The organism is Synechococcus sp. R6-7 (assembly GCF_047461695.1).
Classification (GTDB): domain Bacteria; phylum Cyanobacteriota; class Cyanobacteriia; order Thermostichales; family Thermostichaceae; genus Thermostichus.
Genome location: NZ_JANSHS010000062.1, coordinates 1 through 8638, shown reverse-complemented (window position 1 = coordinate 8638; position 8638 = coordinate 1). Strand labels below are relative to the sequence as shown.

Genomic DNA, 8638 nt, shown 5'->3' with positions numbered 1-8638 from the left:
CATGCCCACGGCAATGCCGGAAGAGCCGTTGAGCAGCAAAATGGGCAAGCGGGCCGGAAGAACGGTGGGCTCCGCCTGGGATCCGTCGAAATTGGGCATGAAATCGACGATCTCTTCCGACACCTGCTCCAGAAGCGCTGTGTGGCTCAGCTCCGCCAGCCGGCACTCCGTGTAGCGCATAGCCGCCGGCGGGTCATCATCCACAGAGCCGAAGTTGCCGTGTCCCGCCACCAGGGGATAGCGGCTGGAAAAGTCTTGCACCATGCGCACCAGCGCGTCATAAACTGCCTGATCCCCGTGGGGGTGATATTTCCCCAGCACATCCCCCACCACCCGTGCGCATTTGCGGTAGGGGCGATCCGGCGTCAGGCCCAGCTCGTGCATGGCATAGAGAATGCGGCGGTGCACCGGCTTTAAGCCATCCCGGACATCTGGCAAGGCCCGCCCGACAATCACGCTCATGGCGTATTCCAGGTAGGAGCGCTGCATCTCCCCCTGCAAATCGGTGGCAATCACCCGCCCTTGACGCGGCCCCCCGTTCGATTCGGATCCCAGTCCGTCGAGAGTCAGTTGCTGAGTCATGGCACAAAGGAGCGGAACGCTTTCCAGGTTACTCTATCCGCTTCTGCGGGCCCCGCGAGAGGGATCCCATCTCATCCCATCTCAATAGAGATAGAGAAGAAGCGAAGAAGTTGAGAGCAGACCGAACCCCGCAACTCCCGCCTCGTGCTATGACTTGAAGCGGCAGCACTCACCCCAACCCCCCCATGGTCGACACCCCCATCCGCTTTGGCACCGACGGCTGGCGAGCCGTGATTGCCGAGGGCTTTACTTTCCAAAACTTGGCCCTTGCCGCCCAGGCCAGCGCCCAAGTGTTGGCCCGCACCTACCCCGGCGAAGGGATCCTGGTCGGCTACGACAACCGCTTTCTTTCGGAACGCTTTGCCGCCCACACTGCTGAGGTGGTGGCCCGCCTGGGGATCCCAGTTTACCTCTCCACCTGTGTGGCCCCAACGCCGGCCTTTAGCTGGGGTGCCAAGGAGCGGGGCTGCCACGGCGCTTTGGTGATCACCGCCAGCCACAACCCCCCCCACTATTCCGGCCTCAAGGTCAAGGGGGGATTTGGTGGCTCCGTGCCCCCGGAAGTTACTGCTGCCATCGAGCAGGAGCTGCAAAGCCTCCAGCCTCTTGGATCCCACAAGGCCCCCATCCACACCTGGGATCCCTGGCCCGGCTACCTGGCTCAGCTCAGCCGCTTTGTGGATCTGGAAAAGCTCAAGGGATCCCCGGCCAAGATTTGGGTGGATGTCATGTTTGGCTCTGGCGCCGGCGGCCTCAAGCGCCTCTTGGGGGAGAAGGTCATTGAGTTGCAGGCGCATCGGGATCCCTTGTTTGGGGGATTTCCCCCCGAGCCCTTGCCCCAAAACCTGCAGGCTTCCGCTCAGATCATCGCAGCGGATCCGGCCCCCTTGAAAATGGGCCTGGTCTTTGATGGAGATGCCGACCGCATTGCCGCCCTGGATGGGCAGGGCCATTTCCTCAGCCCCCAGATCCTGATCCCCATCTTGATCGACCACCTGGCCGGGCGACGTGGCTTGCGGGGCGAGATTGTCAAAACCATCAGCGGCTCCGAGCTGTTTGTTAAAGTTGCGGAGCACTACGGCCTACCGGTTACGGAAATGCCGGTGGGCTTCAAGTACATTGCCGAGCGCATGATGAGCACCCAGGTGCTGTTGGGCGGGGAAGAATCGGGCGGCATCGGCTACTTGGGCCACATTCCCGAGCGAGATGCCCTGCTTTCGGCCCTGTATCTCATCGAAGCGGTTACGGAAACCGGCCAAGATCTCAGCACCATCTACCGGGCTTTGCAGGAACGGGAAGGGTTCACCTCTGTTTACCTGCGCCGCGATCTCCACCTCGCCGATCAAAATCAACAAACCCAGCTCTTCCAGCGGCTGCAAAAGGATCCCCCGGCTGAGATTTTGGGGCAGAAAGTGATCAAGCATTTCGACAAAGACGGCCACAAATTTACCCTTGCCGACGGCAGTTGGGTGATGATTCGCGGCAGTGGCACCGAGCCTCTGCTGAGGTTGTACTCAGAGGCGAAAGACCTAAAAGCAGTGAACGCCCTCCTGGATTGGGCAGCAACATTGGCAGCTTAGTTCAGATCCGAGTACCAAGCCCTACGATACTGATCCGAAAAGCACGGACTAAGCGCGCCCAGCCCCTGAGGAGACACGCTGGGGACTTTGGATTTGATGTGATCAGTTCCATCACCCCCTCCTAGCTTTGCACAGATTTCTTAGAGGCGATATTTGCTACTCGACTTTGACCGCTGCAAACTTCTGAGCTGCAATTGGGGGAGTCGAAGAGTTAGTAACCGTTACCAGTGCAGCAAAAGAAAAGCCGATTGGGTGTAGCTCAACAGTCTCACCCAAGATGGTCTTGGACATTCATACAAGCCAGGCATGTATCGTCTACTTAACTGTAATGTTCACACGTGCCTGCGCCGAGATAGGAGGACTAGAAGAGTCCGTAACAGTCACCAATGTCAAGAGAGTAGAGCCAATGGGGGCTGGACACTGCACCTTGATTGCCCCCGTTGGCCTGTCAAACGAAAAGCCATCTGGCGGTGGAGGTTCAGGCTCTGCCTTGAAAGTTAGGGGTCTAAGGACTCTACCTTGGATGGTAATTTTTGGACTTACGGTGACTAGCTTACCAAAGTTGTTGGTGCAATCTACTGAATCCCCATATTCAAGCTGGATAGAACCTACAGCTGATTTCACAGGAATCACAAAGTTAATATCACTGGTCAGGAAGTTGCTGGCAGTAGTTAAGGATGGGTTAAGCTTAATAGTGATGGAGCCAGTGAATACCCCGTCCGTTAGTCGAATAACTCCGAATTCTTGAGGCCCTTTGCTACCTTCCTTAAAGAGGAGAGTAGAGGTCGAAACAGTGAACGGAGCGCCCGCCCCAAAGGGGTTAGGAGTTCCGCTGACATCCAAAACAACCTGCCCACCAATCGGAGGGGCTGCGAGTTCGACCCTGACAACCTTGGTAGCCCCAACTATGTCATTATCGAGAAACTCTATCGTCGAAGGGGTAACCGTAATGGTAGGCGGCGCTTTCTGCAATACCTTAACCGGCACAAGAACATTCACACTGCCCACCGGGTAATTGACAGCTGTTGTGGCAGGGTCGCGGGTAACTATTATGGTGGCATTGCCTTCCTGAGTGGCCGGGATCAAACGGGTTAATGTAACTGTGGGCTTATCCTCGGATCCCGGTGGAATGACAACAGTTACGAAAGAGGCAGCTGTTGTAGAAACACCCACCACCTGTGGGTTATTGCTTTCCACCTTCAACACCAAACTGCCATTAGCAGGAGCTTTGGAAGGCGTAAGGGTTATAGTTTCGGTAGAACCAACAGTTGTGCCTTCCGCAAACACAACTTTTTCCGGCGTAACGCTAACTTTCTCAACAGGGAACGGAGGGGGGGGAGGAGGAGGGAAAGGAGTAAAAGGAACAGGGATCTCCGCCTTAATGGTGGGAACAGGAGCAGGAGAGGGAATCGGAGGAATGGTTGGGGCTGGGAGAGGAGGTTGGATAGCAATGGTAGGAGTTGGTAAAGGGATCCCTGGCGCTATGGGAGGTAAGCCTACCTCAGTGCCTCCGGTAGGCACGCTAGGAGTTTGAGGGGGGATTATTGGCCCAGGAAGAAGGCTGGTTACGCTCCTATCCTCCTTTGCCTGTTGGCAGCCAATCAAACTGGCTGTGGTGAAGAAAACAGCCCAGATACTGCCCAAAGTGTGCAACCAATCCTTCTTGATCTTCATCTCCTCGCACCTTCACTCACCAAGTTGACATTGCAGAGTTGGCCGAACTCCCAGCGAATAACACCGTTACGGATTAACCACCAGATTGATGGGAGGAGCTGCACTGGGTAGAGTCTGATTGTTCGACACAAATAGCAGCGGCAATGTGTAGATCCCAGGAGCCGTTGCTTGAATGGAGACGTTCACCTCGCAAGTAGCACCTGCTGCCAGAACTCCGCCCGAAAGGTTGATGATCCTTGTTCCCGGTATTGCGCCCAAAGTGCCCCCGCAGGTATTTGGATTGGCAATGCCGGCAGGTGTGGGAGGATTGGCCACGACCAGCCCCTCTGGCAAGACTGCCTGGAAGCTGAGACCACTCAAGGGAATAGCGCCAGCCACTCGGTTATCGACTACAAAGGTGAGGGTAACAGGTGTATTGACCGGCGCTGGATTGGGCAGTAGGAAGCGAGCAAACAGGGGCGACGGCCCTACAGGGATTGGCGTCGGAACAGGGGTAGGGCCTGAAGTAGGCGTAGGTACGGGCGGCAGAGGAGTAGGAGTTGGAGTGGGAGTTGGCTGAGGAAGGTTGCCACAGGGTGGAATGGCAAAGCCGCGCACCTCGTTTCGAGTTTCCCCCTCGTTGAAAACTGAGTCGTCAACCCGCAAAACTTGCCCAAATCCGTCCCGGATAGTTAGAACGAAAACAATGTCATCTCCTGTCAGTATCTCCCGGCCATCGATATTCCTAATTCCTTTCGAAAAAATCCTCAAGTCATCGAAAAACCTAGGATCCGTTGGAAACGTGTAGCTAAAGTTGAAGCCGTTAGCGTCAGTGAACGTGTTGCCTCTCCCAATCAGCAGGTTCCTAAACTGACTCAGGGCCTCAGGCCGGATTACGCTGGTAACATCCGTTCCACAAGTGATGTTCAGAACCTGGATGTCTACGCTTGCTATCCCTCCTCGAACAATTAGGTTGGTTAAATCCACCCTGTAAGAGAGCGATGCAAACGGCTGGTCGACGTTGAAGCCGCCCCCTGGCCCAAATTGAGGCGGATCCGGCAGATCGGGTTGAACTGGCGGCGGGGTGATGGGGGCAAAGTCCGGCCCGGGGCGAAAGGTGATGGGCGTGAGGTTGGGTGAAATGGTGGGAGCCACAGCCACGGGAGGAGGCGTGGATCCATCGGCGGTCAAGAGGGGCGGCAGCCCACCAGTAGTCTCGCTGCTACAACCAGTGACCAGGGCCAGCGAAGCCCAAGTTACCAGAAGGGAAAGGCCACCGCCGCCAAGGGCTGAGCCAGAACGTCGTTTCATTGGGGAAGTCTCCACTCACTCACACCACAGCAAATCTTTCCGACAGCGTCCAGCCGGGATCCACTGAATTTACCCCTGTACATTGACAAGCAAGATTACGAGGTATCCCGTTTGAAAGGGGGATGACTGCTGTTAGTTCTACTGCATTCCAGGGCGTTGTCAAGCGACCGGCAGAGCAAATCCAAGAAATTTTTCCGGAAATGGCCCATCCCCTAGATATGGGGTATCATAGCCTCGAGCAGGGGCGGCCAGCTTACCTGTAGCGTTGGGGTTGGGTGCCTTTCCCTCCATTTTGTGTGTGGATTTCCCCAGATTAGGGTGTGTGAGGAAGTGCCTTATGAACTTCAAAGGTCGCTCATTAGCGGTTTTGTGTGGAGTCTTGCTGCTAGGCGGCTGCGGAGAAGTTAATGAGTCTCCGACCTTGCCTGGGCCCGTCCAGGTGGATCCGGCTGCCTTTGTCTCGGCCCAGGAGTATCGCTTTACCCCCGGCTCGGTGCTGGAGACCACCAGCCTCCGGTTGGACTACGTCAATCCGAGGTTTGACAATGGGATCCCTGTGCGTACCAACCCCTTGCAGGGAAGCGGTGAAGCTCGCATCGCCAATGTTGAAGCCCGCATCTTGCCCGTGAACGAGATCCCAGCCAGTGAGCTGACAATCGACTCCACCCTTCGCTCCAGCACGCTGGCCATCCAAATTGGGCGAACCACACCGCTGGTGAATATCACTGCCTTTGGACCCAACGACGGCAGGCTATCTACGCAATTCAATATCGCCGGGCTGGTTGCAATTTCGACCCTCCCCAACGACCAGCGCATTCGGGTGAATACCACCTTCAGGGCTATCCGAGATGACGGCACTGCTTTAACGCTCACCGTGCGCCGCATTTTGGTGAGTAGAAATGGTAATCAAGTCGTCCTGGAGGGAGATTCTTCCCTGATTGTCCCCACTGTGGGTGTATTGTTTGAAAACGGTGGCCCTGGCCCCGGTGGTGAGATTTTGGCGCCTGGCTCCTTTGTCAACCCTCCTCCACCCCAAGGTCCTGTAGTCGCTATTCTCCAAACAGGCAGTTTCTCCGCGAGCTTTGTGGTGCGGCAGCGGGGGGTTGCGGGCGATGGCACTCCTGAGGATGCCTTGGCTCTCTTTGCCCGCCTGAACTTCCGGCCCAACCAGGCGGAGATTGTCTATCGCCCTGCCCAGGTGGGTACGCAGTCGGTACTGTTCGCTCCGGATCCCACTCGTCCAAACATCTTGCCCAATCAGTTGGTTCGCATCCGCCGCTTACTGAACGGTCGTGTTCAAGCGGAGTTTGATCCGGCCAACACCAGCACAGTTCTCAACTTTGTGCAGGTCAGCCCCCCACCGCGACCTTTCCCCACACCGATACCGCAATTGCCGGTTCCTGATCGTCCGGGTGCCCCAACAGTCTTTGATTACTTTTTCTCATTGCGCACAGAGCGCTCTACAGGTACCTTACCCGGCTCGCCCGTGGAAGGAAGCAACCCTGAGCCCGTTATCCTTCAAGGCATTGTACCTACCACAGGAGATTTCGTCTTCCGTACCCTGGCCGGAGCACAATTGGCGGGGCCGTTTAACCGGCTTGATATTGGTGGGGGAACACAAAGAGGAAATCTGAACCTTGTCTTCGATTCAACGACCTCTGCTGAGCGCATTTCCGGCCAGTGGTTCCTGGAACAAGAGTTCCCCACCGGCAACATTGAAGGTGGGACGGAAGATGAACCAGGAAGTCCTGCTAGCCGGGAAGGGGCCATTTTGATCATCCGTGGGTTCTTTGATGGGGCTCAGGTACGGTTGTAATCTGAACAGCCCCGGTTGATCCCCAACCAGGGATCCGTTCCGGCTTGGCCCTTGTGGCTGAGCCTTTTTTGTCCGTTAAAGTTTCGGCAGATCGCTGATCACTACCTGTGCGCAGTTGTGGCCAGGGATCCCGGTCACTCCGCCTCCTGGATGTGCCCCTGAACCGCAGAGGTAAAGGCCGGGAATGGGGGAGCGATAGTCGGCCAGGCCGGAGATGGGCCGTAGGTTGTAGCTTTGATCGGGGGTCATTTCCCCGTGAAAAATGCTGCCCCCCACAAGGCCAAAGCGGGCTTCCAGATCCACGGGCGACAACATCTGCCGTGCGATCACGGCGTTTTTAATGTTGGGGGCAAATTGGGCAATTTTGTCGATTACCCGATCGGCAAATTCTTCCCGCAGGCCATCGTTCCAGTCTCGCCCTTTGGGTTGGTAAGGCACAAACTGACAGAAACAGGAGAGGATGTGCTTGCCTGGGGGAGCCATTGTCGGGTCGGTGGGGGATTGGCTGTAGATCTCGATAAACGGATCCCGGGAAGGGATCCCGTACTTGCAGTCATCCCAAGCCCGCTCCAGATAGGCCACCGAGGGGGCAATATCCACTGTGGCGGAACTGACCACTTCTGGGGGCACTTCAGCAGGGGCTGCTGTGTAGCGAGGCAATTCTTCCAAGGCCAAATTGAGCTTGTACACCGGGCCTGAGGTGCGGTAGTGCCGTTCTAGCCGGTCACGCAAGTCTGGGGGCAAAGAGGAGCAGAGTCGCAAAAAGGTGATTTGGGGATGGGCATTGGAGAGAACCGCCCGCGCCCGCACGGTTTCCCCCGATTCGAGGATAACCCCAGCGGCCTGCCCACCTTCCATCAAGATCTCCGCCACTGGAGCAGACGTGCGGATCTCCACCCCTAAGTCCAGAGCTGCCTTGGCCATCGCTTGGGTAATGGATCCCATCCCACCGCGCACATAGCCCCAGACCCCACGCGAGCCAATGGCCCGACCTACCGCATGGACTAGCCAAATGTAGGGCGTACCCGGAGTCATCGGCCCGGCAGAGGTGCCGATCAAAGATTGGGGAGCCATCGCCGCCTTGACCTGCTCCGACTCGAAGAATTCATCCAAAAGATCGGTGGTCGAGAGAAGCATAATGCGGCGGAAATCGTCTTCATAGCCAGCAGCTGCAAAGCGATCCGCCAGTTGCCCCAGTGAAATCGGCGGCTGCATTAAGGTTGGCTCCACCACCTCGTTCACCCGATCCCAAAACTCCTCCCAGCGGTCGTAGGCTTCCGCATCTTTGCGGGAAAACTTGGCAATTTCCGCTTTGCTCTTGGCGCGGTTATCGGCATACAGAAAGAGGTGCTGCCCATCCGGGAAGGGCATGAAATAGGAAGGTTGCTTGGCATAGACCTCAAAGCCATAGTCCGGCAGGCGCAGATCGCGAATGATCTCCGGTCGCAGCAAACTACAGGAATAGGAAGCCACCGACACGCGAAAGCCTGGGTGAATTTCTTCCGTAATGGCAGCACCACCAACGGTGTGATAGCGCTCCAGCACTAGCACTTTTTGCCCCGCTTTGGCCAAATAGCAAGCGCTCACCAGCCCGTTGTGCCCGGCCCCAATCACCACCGCGTCGTAGCTCATCAACAATCCTTCTGCAAACGCTTCTCCACCCACAATACTGATACATTTACGCTGAACACTGCTG

The 8638-nt window shown here is 56.7% G+C and carries 6 protein-coding genes; 2 read left to right on the top strand and 4 right to left on the bottom strand.

The genetic code is table 11. The annotated features are described in order from the left end of the window. On the bottom strand, positions 1 to 582 hold a 582-nt coding region (locus NW815_RS02435; RefSeq protein WP_414415677.1), incomplete at its 3' end, for a DNA gyrase subunit A. A gap of 185 nt (positions 583 to 767) precedes the next feature. Between NW815_RS02435 and NW815_RS02430 the strand changes: the two genes are divergently transcribed. Then, positions 768 to 2162 (top strand): phosphoglucomutase/phosphomannomutase family protein, encoded by a 1395-nt coding sequence (locus tag NW815_RS02430; RefSeq protein WP_414388075.1) that lies wholly within the window; start codon positions 768 to 770, stop codon positions 2160 to 2162. Positions 2163 to 2477: 315 nt separating this feature from the next. Here NW815_RS02430 and NW815_RS02425 read toward each other — a convergent pair whose 3' ends face one another. Both NW815_RS02425 and NW815_RS02420 read right to left on the bottom strand, forming a co-directional pair. Continuing rightward, a complete protein-coding gene (locus tag NW815_RS02425; RefSeq protein WP_414388074.1) occupies positions 2478 to 3449 on the bottom strand; it encodes a hypothetical protein in 972 nt (323 codons plus the stop codon). 453 nt (positions 3450 to 3902) lie between these two features. Further along, positions 3903 to 4481, bottom strand: a complete 579-nt coding sequence (locus tag NW815_RS02420; RefSeq protein ID WP_414415676.1) for a hypothetical protein — start codon at positions 4479 to 4481, stop codon at positions 3903 to 3905. Positions 4482 to 5547: 1066 nt separating this feature from the next. Here NW815_RS02420 and NW815_RS02415 point away from each other — a divergent pair. Then, entirely contained in the window at positions 5548 to 6942 is a 1395-nt protein-coding gene (locus tag NW815_RS02415; protein WP_414388070.1) for a hypothetical protein, read from the top strand. Between the two features lie 75 nt (positions 6943 to 7017). On the opposite strand, the gene NW815_RS02410 is transcribed toward NW815_RS02415, so the two are convergent. Then, a partial coding sequence (locus tag NW815_RS02410; RefSeq protein ID WP_414415675.1) for a phytoene desaturase family protein occupies positions 7018 to 8638 on the bottom strand: 1621 nt, incomplete at its 5' end.

Bases quoted from the DNA above. Each gene is read 5' to 3' on its own strand.
- NW815_RS02430 (WP_414388075.1), top strand. From the start codon at position 768: ATGGTCGACACCCCCATCCGCTTTGGCACCGACGGCTGGCGAGCCGTG.